The 15,852-nt window shown below is 51.4% G+C and carries 14 protein-coding genes; 7 read left to right on the forward strand and 7 right to left on the reverse strand.

Annotation, left to right across the window (positions count from 1 at the left end):
• Positions 1-3 precede the first annotated feature (3 nt).
• The 3 genes from C5O19_RS16845 to C5O19_RS16855 all read right to left on the reverse strand — a co-directional run bounded on the left by C5O19_RS16845 (position 4) and on the right by C5O19_RS16855 (position 5,237).
• Complete coding sequence (locus C5O19_RS16845) at positions 4-3,396, reverse strand: TonB-dependent receptor (protein ID WP_165796048.1); 3,393 nt, start codon at positions 3,394-3,396, stop codon at positions 4-6.
• A gap of 123 nt (positions 3,397-3,519) precedes the next feature.
• Entirely contained in the window at positions 3,520-4,542 is a 1,023-nt protein-coding gene (locus C5O19_RS16850; protein ID WP_104714563.1) for a FecR family protein, read from the reverse strand.
• An 83-nt stretch (positions 4,543-4,625) separates the two neighbouring features.
• Positions 4,626-5,237 (reverse strand): RNA polymerase sigma factor, encoded by a 612-nt coding sequence (locus C5O19_RS16855; protein ID WP_104714564.1) that lies wholly within the window; start codon positions 5,235-5,237, stop codon positions 4,626-4,628.
• Positions 5,238-5,504: 267 nt separating this feature from the next.
• Here C5O19_RS16855 and C5O19_RS16860 point away from each other — a divergent pair, with 267 nt between their 5' ends.
• Positions 5,505-6,983: a catalase gene (locus tag C5O19_RS16860; protein WP_104714565.1), complete on the forward strand. Its 1,479-nt coding sequence runs from the start codon at positions 5,505-5,507 to the stop codon at positions 6,981-6,983.
• 52 nt (positions 6,984-7,035) lie between these two features.
• Here C5O19_RS16860 and C5O19_RS16865 read toward each other — a convergent pair whose 3' ends face one another.
• A complete protein-coding gene (locus C5O19_RS16865; protein WP_104714566.1) occupies positions 7,036-7,944 on the reverse strand; it encodes a hydrogen peroxide-inducible genes activator in 909 nt (302 codons plus the stop codon).
• 177 nt (positions 7,945-8,121) lie between these two features.
• Positions 8,122-8,841, reverse strand: coding sequence for a YggS family pyridoxal phosphate-dependent enzyme (locus C5O19_RS16870; protein WP_104714567.1), 720 nt, complete (start codon positions 8,839-8,841; stop codon positions 8,122-8,124).
• A gap of 352 nt (positions 8,842-9,193) precedes the next feature.
• Between C5O19_RS16870 and pdxR the strand changes: the two genes are divergently transcribed.
• Positions 9,194-10,639, forward strand: a complete 1,446-nt coding sequence (gene pdxR, locus C5O19_RS16875) for a MocR-like pyridoxine biosynthesis transcription factor PdxR (RefSeq protein ID WP_104714568.1) — start codon at positions 9,194-9,196, stop codon at positions 10,637-10,639.
• A 704-nt stretch (positions 10,640-11,343) separates the two neighbouring features.
• On the opposite strand, the gene C5O19_RS16880 is transcribed toward pdxR, so the two are convergent.
• Together C5O19_RS16880 and C5O19_RS16885 are read right to left on the reverse strand one after the other, a co-directional pair.
• Positions 11,344-12,225 (reverse strand): dihydrodipicolinate synthase family protein, encoded by an 882-nt coding sequence (locus C5O19_RS16880; RefSeq protein ID WP_104714569.1) that lies wholly within the window; start codon positions 12,223-12,225, stop codon positions 11,344-11,346.
• 46 nt (positions 12,226-12,271) lie between these two features.
• Positions 12,272-12,742, reverse strand: coding sequence for a cupin domain-containing protein (locus tag C5O19_RS16885; protein ID WP_233207919.1), 471 nt, complete (start codon positions 12,740-12,742; stop codon positions 12,272-12,274).
• A 449-nt stretch (positions 12,743-13,191) separates the two neighbouring features.
• On the opposite strand from C5O19_RS16885, the gene C5O19_RS16890 reads away from it, so the two are divergent.
• The 5 genes from C5O19_RS16890 (at position 13,192) to C5O19_RS16910 (ending at position 15,827) form a co-directional block, all read left to right on the forward strand.
• Complete coding sequence (locus C5O19_RS16890; protein WP_104714571.1) at positions 13,192-13,779, forward strand: protoglobin domain-containing protein; 588 nt, start codon at positions 13,192-13,194, stop codon at positions 13,777-13,779.
• Between the two features lie 22 nt (positions 13,780-13,801).
• On the forward strand, positions 13,802-14,065 hold the full coding sequence (locus C5O19_RS16895) for a DUF2024 family protein (RefSeq protein ID WP_104714572.1): 264 nt from the start codon (positions 13,802-13,804) through the stop codon (positions 14,063-14,065).
• Between the two features lie 41 nt (positions 14,066-14,106).
• Entirely contained in the window at positions 14,107-14,874 is a 768-nt protein-coding gene (locus C5O19_RS16900) for a hypothetical protein (RefSeq protein WP_104714573.1), read from the forward strand.
• 80 nt (positions 14,875-14,954) lie between these two features.
• A complete protein-coding gene (locus C5O19_RS16905) occupies positions 14,955-15,221 on the forward strand; it encodes a hypothetical protein (protein ID WP_104714574.1) in 267 nt (88 codons plus the stop codon).
• Positions 15,222-15,827, forward strand: coding sequence for a MarR family winged helix-turn-helix transcriptional regulator (locus tag C5O19_RS16910; protein WP_104714575.1), 606 nt, complete (start codon positions 15,222-15,224; stop codon positions 15,825-15,827).
• Positions 15,828-15,852: the final 25 nt, after the last annotated feature.

Below are 15,852 nucleotides of genomic sequence, written 5' to 3' on the forward strand. Positions count from 1 at the left end.
TCGTTAAAAACTAAGATTCGTACCTACGGTGAAAATGCGGGGAACGGGATAGCTGGAGTAGTCTACGCCGGGTACCAGGGTGCCAGATTTACTACCCGAATTACCATAGTTCTGCACTTCGGGGTTGCCCGTATAATTGGTAATCAGGATGGCGTTCTGGGCCGATACGTAAAAGCGAGCACTGCGAATGACTTTCCCGATGCCTTTGCTCAGGTTATAACCCAGGGTGATATTTTTTATCCAGGCGTAATCATTGTCTTCCACCCACAACGAGCTGACATCCCGGAACATCACCCGGCCCCGTCCTGAGCCATTGGTCGTCGGAATACGACCATTGCCGGGCTGTTCGGGCGATCGCCAGCGGTCTTTAATGTCGCGGGTGACGTTAAAGACGCCATCAATGTTGTGCAGGTATTCATAGGCCGTATGCAGCCGTTGCCCGCCCACGGAACCGGTGACGAGGACGCGTAGATCAAAGTTTCGGTAATTGAGCGTATTGGTCAGACCCCAGGTAAACTTGGGATAGGGATTGCCAATAACATCGAAATCATCCACCGGCGTAATGACGCCATCACCGTTGACATCTTTTACCCGCATGTTGCCGGGTACGGCACCGGGAAAGGCTGGTCCCGCGTTGATTTCTTCCTGACTCTGGTACAGGCCATCAAATACGTAGCCATAGAAAAGTCCCAGCGGTCGGCCCAGCATAGTGATGTTGGTCGGATTGCCCTCACCACTTACGCCGGACAGAATCGGACGGTCGCTACGACCCAGAGCGAGTACTTTATTGCGGTTGAAGGCAATGTTGAAATTCGTCGTCCAGCCAAAAGAACCCCGCGAAATGTTTCGGGACGTAATAGCCAGCTCGACGCCCTTGTTCTGTACGTTGCCCCGGTTTTCCATTACCGAGCCAAACCCCGAGGACTGCGGAATCTCTACATTCAGTAACAGGTCTTCCGTATTGCGGCGGTAAAAATCCGCCGTGATGTAAAAACGATCACTCAGCAAGCCGAAATCGAAGCCGACGTTCAGCTCATGCATCCGTTCCCAGCCCAGTCGGGGATTTCCCAGCGTTTCCATTTGACGACCACCCACCAGCGTTCCGCCCAACACGTAGTTATTGGAAATCATCTGGCTCAAGTAGGTGTAATTACCGATTTCGAAATTTCCCGAAACGCCGTAGGAGGCCCGCAGTTTCAGGTCACTAATCCAGTTGACGGGTTTTAAAAATTCCTCCTGCGAAATTCGCCAGCCCAGAGCCGCCGATGGGAAAATACCCCAGCGGTTGTCCTGCCCAAAGCGGGAGGAGCCGTCTCGCCGGAGGGTGGCCGTCAGCAGGTACTTGTCGCGATAGGCGTAATTCAGGCGGGCGAGATAGGAAAGTAACGACCAGTCTTCCTGACCCGTACTGCCCGTAATGCGAGCGGCGGCGTTAAAGGTTTTTACGTCGTCATCGGGGAAATTTTCACCGTTAAACGAGGCTCCTTTATTGGTCTGCTGCTGAATGGTGAAACCCAGCAGAGCCGTCAGGGAGTGGACTTCGCTGAAGGTGGTCTGGTACGTCAGCGTATTTTCGTTAAGCCAGTTCTGGTACGAATTGCGGTTATAGCGGGCTGTAGGAATGGTGGGCGGATTCTGGTTGAGGTATCCAATCGTGGAGGGGTGGAAGTATTCGGCCCGTCCGTCCTGCCAATCCGTATTGAACGTCGTTTTGAACTTCAGATTTTTCACGGGTTCGTATTCGGCGTAGGCGTTGATGAGCACCCGCGTACTATTTGAGTAATCATCCACTTCGTTAAGTACCATCACCGGATTTGGGTAATTGAAGGTTCCATCGCTCTGAATCATGGGATTGTAGGAACCATCCGACAGGTACACGGGTGGCAAGGGACTGGCCACCAAGCCTTCACCGAAACCCTGTTCCCCCCGTCCCGCACCGCCGAAAATACCGCGTTGCCGACGGGTAAACGTGGGAGCCAGATTCACCCCGACCCGCAGTTTATCGCTTAGCCGACCATCAATGTTGGCTCGCAGGGAAAACCGCTGAAAGCTCGTCCCCGTCACGACACCGTCCTGCTGAAAAAAGCCAGCCGATACGTAGGTATTCAGGTTTTCGTTACCGCCACTCAAACTTAGGTTCACGTCCGTCATCGGTGCTACGCGAGTCATGGCTTCAAACCAGTTGGTACCCTTGCCTAACCGCTCCGGATTACGGTACTGCTCTGGAATGTCCGCATCCGTAGCTTCCCGGTTTTGTTCCGCCCGAATCCGATCCGAAATGGCTTCCTTACGAAACTGAGCGAATTCCTGAGCGTTCATCAAATCCGGCTTTCCTTTATTGGGAATTTGCTGTAAGCCCGTGTATACGCCCACTTGTACGTTGGTTTTTCCGGTCTTTCCCCGTTTGGTCGTAATCAAAATGACGCCATTGGCTCCCCGGGAACCGTAGATGGCCGTAGCCGAGGCATCTTTCAGTACGGTGATGGATTCAATATCCTGCGGGGGAATGTCATTGATGGGATTGGACGTTTGATTGGAGGTCGTAGAAAGGGGAAACCCATCGACCACGTACAGTGGCTGACTGCCCCCTCCAACGGCTCCGATGCCGCGTACCTGAATCTGTGGTCCACCCCCCGGCACCCCGTTGGAAGAGCTGATCTGTACCCCGGCGATTTGTCCGGACAGGGATTGATCCAGGCCCGCTACGGGCATTTCCTTGACGTTTTTCATGGAAATAGACGCCACAGAACCCGTTACATCCTGAGCCCGCTGAGTACCGTACCCCACGACCACCACTTCATTGAGAGCACTGGCATCGGCTTTCAGCACGACATTCAGACTGGTACGACTCCCCACCGTAATTTCCTGCGGGGTAAAGCCGACGAAGGAAAAGACCAACACGGCGTTTTCATCCGGGACGCGGAGGCGATACTGCCCCTTCACGTCCGTAGCGACACCCCGCTGGGTGCCTTTGACCAGAATATTTACGCCGGGCAGGGGTTCGCCTTTTTCATCCGTTACCGTTCCGGAAACCTCCGTATCCACGGCCGTACGGGGAGCCGAAGGCGACTGCCGGATTAGAATAATTTGTTGAGCTTCCACCTTATACTCTACTTGTAGCGGGCGAAGCAATTGGTCGAGTACTCTGGACAAAGGCAGGTTTTGAGCCTGTACGGAGACTTTTGGCGTGGAGCCGAACAAAGAGGATTGGTAGGTAAACCGTACTTCGGCCAGTTTGCTCAGCTGTTGCAGTACTACTTTTACATCCTGATTCACGAGATTGAGTGAAATCCTGCGTTGCAGTACTTCCTGATCGGCCGAGTCATTCGCGTACGCTCCGCAATAGCTGGCGAATACCCACAAGACAATACAGGTAGAAGTAAGCCATTTTTTCATAATAGGTACTGTTTTACGGTTTAGAGTAGATACAATACTTCCCTGCATCCCGGCAAGGGATGTACTAGAGACGAAAAATGAACTGAAGCTGGGTTCGAGGTCTATCGTGGATTTTAGCCCGCACTACGGTGTACAGCCGTCGCTCTGGATAAATACCTGTCCTCCTTTCACCTGGTAAGTGGCCCCGATGGCCTGACAAATGGCACTTAAACGTTCCTGAAGATTTTCTTCTTTAAAAGAGGTATTGATGGAACAGTTGCGAAGCTGTTCGGCATTGTAATTGATTTTGACACCAAACTGACGTTGCAGTTCTGCCAGTACCCGGGGCACCGGAGCGTTGTCAAACGTCTGTTCCCGGAACACGGCTCGTTTTTTAACCAGCGTGATTTTATCCAGACGGTCCAGCCGTTTGTCGTACGTAAGCTGTTCCTGCGGATTCAGAATCGTCGGTACAGCGGTACTCGTTCGTACCCGTACCCCGACCCGGCCACTGCGTACCTGAACCACCGTTTTCTGGGTTTGGGGCCGGGCGTAAATCCAGAAACTCGTACCTAACACTTTTGTACTCAATTCAGATGTGTACACGACGAACGGATGATTCGGGTCTTTAGTAATGTCAAAGAAAGCATCGCCGTAGAGCTGTACTGCCCGTTTATCCTTCGGAAACTGCACCGGATACCACAAACGACTATTCTTTTCCAAGGTTACTACACTGCCGTCCGGTAACAGTACCGTGACGGGTTCTTTTCCTGGATTGGTTTTCAAGGCCCAATGCAGGGAAGCAGGTTCGGGCGTCACGGGTTTTTCCGGCCAGATCCACCACCCCAGTCCCGCCACAATCAGCAGCACCGCCGCCCACCGGACCCAGGTAAACACTCGCAATCGACGCAGGGGTTGTACTACCACGCGTTCCCTCAGCTTTTCCAGTTCCAGCTGTACCTCAGCCTGCGGAACGGGTTCGGCGTAATGGGCGTAAATTTCCTCCAGAAACAGGCGGGCCTGACGAATCACGTACTCCTGTTCCGGATGCATCGTAAGGTACTCTTGCCAGAACAAAGCCTGTGACCCGGCCGGATCACGTACCCAGTGACGAAAGGATTCGTCCTGAATAAAATCACGGGCTTCAAAATTCTGGTATTTTTTCATGAAAAAATAAAACAGTGCACGTTTCAATAGTAGAGTGTGCGGTAGCCGCAGAACCTAACCAAAAACGATGAAAATTTTTTGAATTAATTTTCGGGGAAAGGAAAACTCAACGCATTCGCTACCCAAAGAACACCTCCCACGACCCAAGCATTGCGGAGTTCCTTGAGCGAACGGGACAGCAGATTATAGACGCTCTGGTGGTTGAGTTGCATGATCTCCGCAATCTGATCGTGCGAGAGACCTTCGTAATAATGTAGAAAAATAATTTCCCGCTGCCGGGGAGACAGCGATTCCAGAGCTTTGGTCAGACGCAGATGATATTCTTCCTGGGTTTCCTGATGGATGAGCAGCGATTCTACCCCCAGCTCCTCACTACCTAAGGATTCCGGATACGCTTCGTGCGAATACCCCGATTGCTGCCGGTAAGATCGGTAGATTTTGTTTCGCAGGATGGCAAACAGGTAGGCTTTAATATCCTCGGGTTTCGGCAATGACTCGCGTCGGGTCCAGAGTTCTAGGAAAAGCTCCTGTAGTAAATCTTTGACGAGCTCCCGATCACGTTCCAGCTTTAGCCCGTAATTCAGCAGAGCCGCATAATACCACTCCGCTACCTGATTTAAGGCAGCCGAATCCCCCTGGCAAAGCTGTAGCCATACGTGCTGGGCCTCTAAGGAGTGGGGATGCTGGGAAATCAATGCTTAAACAGGGTTATGATTTCGCGGCAAGTTACTATAATTAACAAAAAAACACCATAAAGTGCAATTTATATCCAGTACTAAATTTTCTTGATTTTCTGTAAAAGACGTTCTCCTCTCCTTTAGTCCTCACACGTTCAGAGGGGTGTTGGGCGTTTCTTCCCAGCATTGACAAAATCAATTTTTCGATTAAAACTATCAATTTTTCTTAACCATCGGGCGTGGTCACTTTTGTTCGGAAAACCAATTTAACCCCTTGTTTTACGCATGGAAAACCAGAACAAATTAACTACGGCTACGGGAACGCCCGTTCCGGACAATCAAAATGTACTGACGGCGGGGCCGCGGGGCCCGCTCTTGCTACAGGACTTTTGGTTTCTGGAAAAAATGGCTCACTTCGACCGTGAAGTTATTCCCGAGCGTCGCATGCACGCCAAGGGCTCGGGAGCGTACGGCACTTTTACCGTCACACACGACATTACGGCCTATACTAAAGCCGATCTCTTTTCCGAAATTGGGAAGAAAACTGAGCTGTTTATTCGCTTTTCGACCGTGGCTGGCGAACGGGGAGCCGCCGATGCCGAACGCGACATTCGGGGTTTTGCCCTGAAATTCTATACCCAGCAGGGAAACTGGGACCTGGTCGGAAACAATACGCCCGTCTTCTTTTTCCGCGACCCGATGAAGTTTGCCGACCTGAATCACGTGGTTAAGCGTGATCCGCGAACGAATATGCACAATGCCGACAGTAACTGGGATTTCTGGACGCTGCTGCCCGAGGCTCTGCATCAGGTAACGATTGTGATGAGTGATCGGGGCATTCCCCGCACGTACCGGCACATGCACGGCTTCGGCAGTCACACCTACAGCTTCATCAATCACCAGAACGAGCGTTTCTGGGTGAAGTTTCATTTCAGAAGTCAGCAGGGCATTGAAAACCTGACGAACGAACAGGCGGCTGAACTCATTGGTCAGGACCGGGAATCGCACCAACGCGACCTGTACGACAACATCGAGCAGGGGAACTATCCCAAATGGCAGTTCCTGGTACAGATCATGCCGGAAGCCGAGGCCCACACGTACGCCATTCATCCCTTCGATCTCACCAAAGTCTGGCCGCATGCCGATTATCCGCTGATTCCCGTCGGTGCGTTTGAATTGAACCGGAATCCCGCTAATTACTTCGCGGAAGTAGAACAGGTTGCCTTTAATCCGGCCAACATTGTCCCCGGCATTGGCTATTCGCCCGATAAGATGTTGCAGGGGCGGTTGTTCTCGTACGGCGATGCTCAACGGTACCGTCTGGGCGTGAATCATGCCCATATTCCGGTCAATGCCCCGAAGTGTCCGTTCCACGCTTTCCACCGCGACGGGGCCATGCGTACCGACGGTAACCACGGGTCAACAATTGCGTACCAACCCAATAGTTTTGGCCAGTGGCAGGAACAATCCGAATTTAAGGAGCCACCCCTGAAACTGAACGGCGACGCGGATGCGTACGAGTTTAGGGAAGACGATACGGATTACTTCTCCCAGCCCGGCAATCTGTTCAGAAAGATGACTGAAGCCCAGAAACAGGTACTCTTCAGCAATACGGCAGCCGCTGTGGGTAAAGCCCAGCAATTCATTCAGGTACGCCACATCCGCAATTGTTACCAGGCCGACCCGGCTTACGGTACGGGCGTAGCTCAGGCCCTGGGGCTGGCGATGGAGGAGGTTAACCAGTTTACGCATCCTCAGTTATAAAAAAAAGCCAGTCGCAGCTACGACTGGCTTTTTGTAATCCTATCACAAGTGATTAAAGTTTGGCTTGAATAGCCGTCTCATACACCTCTACTATTTCCTGTTTTAGTGACTCGATCATTCGTCGCTTCACAAACGTTTTGGGCGTGATGATTCCGATCGAGCGGGTAGGTTCCGGGGCTTTGAAGGGTCGGATTTTCCGTTGTTGTTCTTTATTCAACTGGGTCAGAGCCAGCTCGGGAAGAATGGTAGCTCCGCCGTTTTCATCCACCAGTCGCCGTAAGGTTTCCAGACTGCCCGTATGAAATGCATAGGTGGGCTCCTCAGGCTGTTCCCTCTTTTTTTGGCACATCCGCAGTACTTCATCCCGCAAGCAGTGGCCTTCGTTGAGTACCCAGATTTCAGCCGGATCAATGTCTTCCGGTTTCAATGTTTTCTTCTGGGCCAATGGACTGGTAATGTCCACGTACGCTACTAACTTTTCCGTAAATAGCGGATGTTCCAGCAACTGGCTTTCGTTAAGCGGCGTGGAGACAATCCCGCAGTCAATCACACCCTGTTTGATTTTATGAATGATCTGGGCCGTGGTTTCTTCCCAAATTATGAGTTTAACTCCCGGATGTTTATTGCGAAACCGACTCATCAGGCCAGGAATCAGGTACGGAGCCAGCGTCGTGATGACACCGATGTGCAACTCGCCAGCTAAGGCCCGTTGTTCCTGCTGAGCCACTTCCCTGATCCGATAGTAATCGTCCAGCAGCAAACGTGCTTTTTCGATGATTTCCGTACCTATTTTGGTTGGCACCACGGGATTTCTTTCAAAAAGCTTTACGCCCAGTACGTCTTCCAGCTTTTGAAGCTGAAGACTGAGCGTCGGTTGCGTTACAAAACAATGGGTAGCGGCTTTATTGAAACTCCGGTAGGTATCTACGGCCACCAGGTATTCGAGCTGTACGATTGTCATGGGAGTAAACGACTTGAGTATGAATGGGTATTTCGCCGAAAATGAAAGGAACGGTAGCAACGGAGGAGTCGTAAATAAGCTGGAGGACCGGACTACACCTGAGAAATGACAGATTGGGTAGGCTTCAAAAGCAAGCGGTACGTTACTACCGTTCATTGAACGGATGTCATGCCCCTCTCACTCCTTCCAGATTTCCTTACCCAGAAAACGATTCCCAAACACGGCCGTACCGATGCGTACCAGGTTGGAGCCTTCGGCGATAGCTAATTCCAGATCCTGACTCATGCCCATGGAAAGTTCCAGGGACGAAATCCCATCCAACCCTTCCGCCAGGAGTTGATCTCTGGTCTGGCGAAGTAAGGCCAGGGAAGGACGCATCTTTTCCTTTTCAACATCCAGCAGTCCAATGGTCATTAAACCTTTGATCCGGAGCGTATCGAGGGGTCGGATCGCTTTGATAAAGTTCAGAACCTCCGCGGGATTTAGTCCGTATTTGCTGGTTTCGTAGGAAGTGTTGACCTGAATGTACACCTCCAGCGATTTACCCAGTTTTTGCAGCTGCTGGTCGAGTTGTTGAGCGACGGCCAGCCGATCTAATGACTGGATGCAGGAGACGTACTTAAGCACCTCTTTGATTTTGTTGGTTTGTAAGTGACCGATGAAATGCCGCTCGATGGGAAGATGCTCTAGCTCTGCCTGTTTGTCGCGTAATTCCTGGACTTTGTTTTCACCGATAAGCGTTTCACCCGCTTCAATCGCCAATCGAATTTGATCGGCGGGTACTGTTTTGGTGGCCAGCAAGAGGCGTACTTCAGCTACGGTCCGGCCCGACTCCTGACAGGCTTTCTGGATTCGCTGACGAACCGTTTGCAGGTTTTCGACAATGGACGTATGCATAGTTATAGAATTCTTCGAGATAGGATCAAATGCGTATAAACCTTCACCTGACTACCCGCACTGAAACCACTGGTTTAGCCTTTACGGGTGGTAACGCCTTCTACCAATAGCTTAAAAGGTTAATCTTTCGATGAATAAGCAAGTAGTACCCAGCGGTATAGCAAGGAGGATGCTGAGCCGCCACTCGATCCTTTACGTTTCTGCGGGCCTACTTGCTGGTATTCATCCATGGGTTCACTAGCATGGCAATTCTTCACTATTGATAATATGCGTTGGAGCAGGTCTTTTTACTACCGCAACAAAGGTTGCGTATATTTGGCCTAGCTATCTCCTCCAGTTTTAACAAATACACATGGGCCAGTTAAGACCATGGACACTTGGTTTATCCCTTAATTGGGAGGATTCAAAAGCCATTTACCTACAAATTGCGGATTACCTCAGGCAGGAAATTCAGAAAGGCCGACTACTCCCCAACACGGCTTTGCCGGGCAGTCGTAGTCTGGCGGAGCAACTTCAGGTCAATCGCAAAACCGTAGTCGAAGCCTACGAACAGCTCCTAGCCGAGGGCTGGCTGGAAAGTCGGCATAAAAGCGGCACGTTCGTTTCTCCACAACTCCCGCAAAAACTGGCGGATCAGGGTCGGGTTACCCAGAAGCCTTCGGCCAATCGTTCTTCGGGACCGGCGACCACCCTCTCCCCGAAAGTTCCCGTAATCGCGGTGTCCGATGGCATTCCGGATGTTCGACTGGCTCCGCTGGATGAGTTATCGAGGGCTTATCGGCGTATTTTTAATCAAAAAGCCCGCTGGCGATTGATGGGGTACAGCAGTGAACTGGGCAATGAGCTGCTTCGGGAAAACATCGCTCACATGCTTTCGCAGTACCGGGGCATTCCGGTACAAGCGGATGAAATTCTCATTACCCGGGGAAGCCAGATGGCCCTGTACCTAACCGCCTTGTCTCTGATTCAGCCGGGCGATGTGGTACTGATTGAAAACCCCGGTTACGCCCCCGCTTGGCAGGTTTTGCGACAGGCGGGGGCACAACTGATCCCGATTCCAGTGGATGACGAAGGGATTCAGATTGAAGCCGTAGAAAGCGTCTGTCGGCGTACCCCCGTCAAAGCCCTGCTGACGACACCCCAGCACCAGTTTCCCACGACCGTTACCCTCAAAGCGGATCGGCGAATGGCCCTGCTGGAGTTGTCGCATCAGTATGGTTTCACCATTATTGAGGATGATTACGACCATGAGTTCCATTACGGGACCAAGGTTCCTTTGCCGCTGGCGAGTTATGCTCATGGCGGACCTATCATTTACATCAGTTCGCTGAGTAAACTCATTGCTCCGGCCGTTCGCATTGGTTTTGTGACGGGGCCACCGGCTTTTATTCAGGCCGCCGCCGCCCTTCGTTCCATTATTGACCGCCAGGGAGACAATGTACTGGAACAGGCGGTGGCAGAGTTGATGCAAGCGGGAGAAATTCAGAAACACGCCCGCCGGGCCCTGAATGTGTACCGCCAAAGGCACGCTCAAACCCACCAGTTTTTGCAACAGTATCTGGCCGATGTCCTTACTTATCGGGTACCCGAAGGGGGACTCGCCTACTGGATTCGTTTCAATGACAACCGAAATATTCCTGAACTGACCAAACAGCTACAACAGCAGGGCGTCAGCGTCATTAATACCGATGCGTTTTCGTACGAGGGTACGGGCCTGAATGCCCTCCGCATCGGCTTTGCTTCGCTGACCAGTCCGGAAATGGAACAGGTGCTACAGGTGTTACAAAAAACGCTCTAAGCTATTGGGATTTAGCCGGCATGGTATCCGTCTCGTTACAAACGGAACCGATTGTCCGACGGCTTTCCGCGGATCATATCCAGCAAGTACAGTTACTAGGATATAAAACGGTAGCAGTACGAATAGCATCCATTTTGTATAGAGCATGAGGGGAACTAGAAAGGAAGCCCTGGAAAGTCGTACAATCGCTTCCAGATCGCCCGTAATGTTGGGTATACTTTTCATGGCTTTACGGGAAAATGGTGGTTTATTTTATAGAGTATGATGTCGATTGTACTAGGGCTGTTTTTTGTCCTGCTACGAAGGCTGGTCAGCAGCCTTTGCCCATTTCTTGGAAGAACATCTGCTTAGTTTTACTCTTACAGGGTTTCGTTATTCACCTAGACTGGGTTTGGCTCCGTTGGCAAGGCTGGCTTGTAGCCCCTGAGCCTCTCCACGACTAACGACAGCCCGCTTTAGTCCACCGCGTTGCGGCTGTCGTAGGTCGTTCCGTTGCTCAGGGGCGGGAGAGGTTTTCTTCTTCTGAAAGCTGATAAATATTTGACTAATTGTCAGAAGTTGATGGTTGTTAAATTTCAATCAAAACTCTTCATGGACGGCAAACTGATCTATTTGTGTATACATCGAACCTCATACTCTGATAAAACAAACCTCCTATTATTCTATATAAAACGCAGCGTCAGGTTAGCCCTGACGCTGCGTTCCTAGAAACACGTCGCCAGAATGGCATTAAGTTGGGCTTTTTCCTCGATGGTCAGTTTAGCCAGAGGAGCCCGTAGTTCGCCACCACTTACGCCCTGCAGTTCCAGCCCGGCTTGAATGGCCCGCGGCAGGCCCTTTTGTACGATAAACTGAAGCAGATCAAACTGCTGGTAAAAAGCCTGTTGAGCCTGTGTCCATTGCCCTTGCTGAAAGGAGTCGAAAAGTTGAAGGTTCAGCTTTGGTATGAGGTTAGGAGCCGCCGTACACCAGCCCCGGGCACCCGCCGCCAGGGCTGACAAGGCCAACGGATTAGAACCGTTGAAAAAAGCGACCTCTTCGCCCAGATGCCGACGCAGATAATGCATCCGCTGCACATCCCCGGTGCTTTCCTTGATCATGGTCACGTTCGGAATCCGAAGCAGTCGTTTCAACAGAGCCGGCGACATGTCCACCCCTCCCGTAGCCGGATTATTGTAAGCCATAATAGGAATGGAAAGAGACTGGGCTACGGTGTCGTAGTGGGCCACAATTTCGTCGTCGGTCAGCCGCCAGTAGCTCATGGGAATAATCATAACGGCCGTTGCTCCGGCCTTTTCGGCAAACTTGGCGTGGTACACGGTCCGTTCGGTCGTCAGGTTCGAAACACCTACCAGTACCGGAACCCGTCCGCCGACCTGCTGGATGGTTGCTTCCGTCAAGGATTCTTTTTCTTCGTCCGTCAAATAGGGTAACACACCCGTGCTTCCCAGCGGAGCGATGCCGTGAGAGCCATTCACCACCAGTCGTTCCACCAGTGATTTAAATAAGCCCAGATCGACCTTTCCAGCGGTGTCGAAGGGAGTAATTGGATAGGCGATAACGCCGTGAAAGGGTACATTCGTCATACGTAGTCTGCTAAGGCCGGGACCGAAACGCCCCGGCCGGGTGGGTTTAAAGGTCACGACCTTCTTCTTCGCGTAAGGCCACGCCTAGATTTTGCAATTGGGGAGCGTTTTCGCAAGCCAGATATCGGGCTGGCTCGGTAGCACTCGTGTTCTGGTGCCGATGCCAGGCCCAGGAAGGAATGTAAACGGCGTCGCCCGCCTTCCATTCCACGCGTTCGCCTTCCACTTCCGTCCAGCCCTGTCCTTCCAGTACGTAAAGCACCGTTTCGTAGGTGTGCCGGTGGCGGTTGGTCAGCTGATCGGGTAGCAATCCACCGATGGTCATGCTGACGTTCTGCGTGGGCAGATCGACGAAGAAAACCGGGTGCTTCCGCTCGGAAGAGAACTGATCATGGGCACCCGCCTGCTCGACATTCCGGTGAATCAATTTTTCGGGACGCCGGAACACGGGACGTGCGTAGGTTTTGTGAAAATCGTTAGACGTGAATTTTTCGTCTTTGGGTGATGCAGTTTCCATAGGCCTTATTGATTCGTTACTAGTCATCGTTTCGTTGATTGACATCACAAAAGTGCAGGTGATTTGGACCCCACGAATCATCCAGTTTATACAAATGTTACTGGTCCAGATTAAATCTTGATTATTGAGGATGGCAAGTTCTTCAGGCTGATTAGTAAATCACCCTCAGTATTGAGGCGTAGATATGAACCGGATAAGAGGAACCCGTCAGAATCCAGTTCCTCTTATCTGATCCTTACATAACCTAACTGATGCCCTCGTTTGCTTGCTCCTAAACTGAATCTATATCTTCTGTACACAAGCGGGATCCTATGAATGAGAACGTACCAGAAATACTTCAGTAGTCACGATAGATTTTATTAATAGGTCCATTGATAAAAGAAAAATCATCAAAAAGATAATAGTTAGGATTCCTAACTACATTTGTCACGAACCTTTTACCAAGCAACATGAGCGAATCACATGCCATTCCTGGATACGCATACGGCAACGTATCCCAAACCACTCCCCTTTCACTGGAGGAACTAGATTTACTCAAACAAACGGTTTTGTTTAGCCCGGAAGACGAGCGTTTTCTGCACCTGGCGGGTGAAGTGCTGGGCGATCAGACAGAAGCAATACTGGACGTCTGGTACGGGTATGTGGGCAGCCACCCGCACCTCCTGCACTACTTCAGTTTACAGGGCCAGCCCGACGGCCATTACCTGTCGGCGGTACGGAAGCGGTTTGGTCAGTGGATCATTGACACCTGCACGCGTCCCTACGACACTGCCTGGCTGGCCTATCAGCAGGAAATTGCCCTGCGTCATCATACGACCAAGAAGAACCTCACCGATGATGCTAGGGCTGAGCCGATTATTCACCTGCGGTACATCCTGGCCTTTATCGTGCCCCTAACCTTGACCATCAAGGATTTTCTGGCGGCCAAGGGACACAATGCCGAAACTGTAGCCGGTATGCACGCGGCCTGGTTCAAAGCCGTCACCTTGACCGCCGTACTTTGGAGCTATCCTTACGTACACACCAACGAATTTTAATCACTTTATTCCTTTCAAAGCCATGCAAGTTTCTGTTTTTGATACCTACGTCACCCGTACCGATGGTACGCTGATGCACTTCGACATTCTGGTGCCCTCCAACGTAACCTGTACGGATACTATCCACCAGTACGGACAAACCTACCTGGCAACCAAAGGCCAGGGCGGGCAACCTCTAACCGCGAAAGAATGTCAGTTCTGTCACATCGAACAGGCCACGGAAGAAGTACAGACCAGCATCACCAACCAGGGTTTTCACATCATTGAAATGCAGGGTTGCCATTAATAGTCCCCATTGATTCTATCATCCTTTTGACACGACCAATCATGAATCGTTCCCTTGTCCTTACATTCACTACGCTTGTTGTTTCTTCGGGACTTGCTCTGGCCCAGACTACGCAGCCCGGAGCCGCGTACAACAACGCCGATTTTAAAGTTACTTCGACGCAGGCCGTCTATCAATCAGATCTGGATCTGGTGGTTATGTCGATGAAAGTAAGCGGGCAGGCCGGACGTACCGTGCCCAAACCATCGGGCAGTATGGCCAATGCCCCCGTGCTTGCCTACGTATTTCCGACTACGCTTCAGCCACAGGACGTCGGCTTTTCGCCCATCGAAGGTATCGTAGCACTGGCCCTGACGTCTCACCCCGACATGGATGATACGCCACTGTGGGACGAAAACAACGACGGTAATTTTGATAACGACGGCCTCGTTTGGCACCCGCACTGGGTGGTATTACAGGAAGATAAACGCGTACCCGGCGGACTGAGCGTGAAAGCCTTTCGCAAGGATGACAAGACAGTAGTACTGCCCAAAACGGCCCCAGGCGTACCCATTTATTTTGATTCACCGGGTTACAACGTAGTCACTTCCGGACCCACGATTCGAGTGGCTATCCCGGCGTACCGCATTCATAACCGTACGGATTTCCGTTTTGATGCGGTAACGTGTTATCTGCAAATGTATCACCCGGTCCACGGCGATACCGCATCGCATCATGAAGCAGAAGATAAACCCCTGCTGGGCGTGTACGCGGTGTATGGCGTGTTGTCGGAGAAGTTAACCCTGCCGTATACAGTAACAAAGAAGTAATAGCGGATATGGGATGGGGCATTGCGAACCCATCCCGTACCACCCAAAAAAGGCATCAACTCATCCCTTATTAGCATACGATGGAAACTACCTGCCTTCCCTTCGCGTCCTACTTGGAGGACCTCATTCAACAGCGTCAGTACGTGAAAGTCCAGTATTTTAGCGACCTTCACGAACTGATTACGCTTGATGCACTTTTTGTAAAGCTTAGCGATCCGGGAGATGGTGCGCTTGCCCTTCTTTCTTCGGGTGAGCAAATTGCGGTATCCCAGCTGGCCAGTGCCGGAGGAAGGTTCGCCCCTGCGTATCAGGGTTATGAGCTGTATTGCGAAACCTGCGATTTTTGAATGACGGATTCCATATTCAATTTAGAACAACAAAACAGCTCCGTAGACGCCAAGATTGTAGCGGGGCTGGAACGGGTGGGGGAAGTATTTCGGGTGTTGCTCTGGCAACAAAGTCGGGATACCGGACTCAGTCCTATTCAGATTCAAGTACTGCTTTTCCTGGCTTTCCACGAACCTACGCAATGCAAAGTTGGGTATCTGGCGAAGGAATTTAACCTGACCAAGCCCACCATTAGCGATGCCGTAAAAGTATTGGTTCAGAAGGCTCTGGTCGATCGCATTACGGACCCTCTGGACAGTCGAAGTCACCATCTAGAACTGACGCCCGCCGGAAAGCAAATGGTCGATCAGACCAGTTCGTTTGCCGACGTTCTGCACGGATTAGTGCAGTCATTCGGGCAGGAACAGAAAACGATCCTGTACGAAAGTCTATTCAAGCTCATCTTTGAGCTTACGCAACGCGGCTTAATCCAGGTTCAGCGTATGTGCAAAACCTGCCGTCACTACCGGTTTGATGGGCAGATTCATTATTGCGGTTTACTACAAATTCCGCTGGAAGCCGGGCTGTTACGGCTGGATTGCCCCGAGCACGAGCAGGTGCTTTAATCCATCCTTTCGTTTCATTAACGCG

It is taken from the genome of Siphonobacter curvatus (assembly GCF_002943425.1).
Lineage (GTDB): Bacteria > Bacteroidota > Bacteroidia > Cytophagales > Spirosomataceae > Siphonobacter > Siphonobacter curvatus.